We start from the raw sequence: 572 nt of genomic DNA, 5'->3' as shown, positions 1-572 counted from the left end.
GAAGGCGGTAAAGACGCAGATGATATCATCCACCTGATTTCAAAAGAGTCGGTAACGATACTGAGCGCCACACCAACAGTAATAGCCTACCTGAATAAAGAAGCAGGTCATAACAGGTTTAATACAAGCAGCCTGCGCTATATCATCAGCGGCGGGGAGCAGTTGCAGCCTACCTTCATAGATAAGCTGTACGCGAAAACAGTAATAGTAAACAGCTATGGCCCAACTGAAGGCACGGTATGCGCCAGCTACTATACCATAGAAGACATCAACAAAGCTGCATTGATCGGCACACCGGTATCAAACACGCAGATGTATATAACAGATCAGTCGGGAGAATTAAATCCGATAGGTGTACCTGGCGAGATCAGCATTGGTGGCGTACAGGTAGCCCGGGGATATTTGAACCAACCTGAACTGACGAAAGAGAAGTTCATCACCAATCCATACAGCGAAGAGCCCAACACGAGGCTGTACAGGACTGGCGACCTGGGGAGATGGCTGCCGGACGGTAATATCGAATATTTGGGCAGGATAGATGAGCAGGTGAAGATCAGGGGCTACCGGATCGA

The 572-nt window shown here is 48.8% G+C and carries 1 protein-coding gene; it reads left to right on the top strand.

Going from position 1 to position 572, the window contains the following annotated elements:
- Positions 1 to 572: AMP-binding protein (locus AC59JO_RS29550; protein ID WP_497310001.1), on the top strand; the 572-nt coding region annotated here is incomplete at both ends.

The organism is Mucilaginibacter sp. A5337 (genome assembly GCF_059690695.1).
This window is presented reverse-complemented; position numbering and strand designations above follow the sequence as displayed.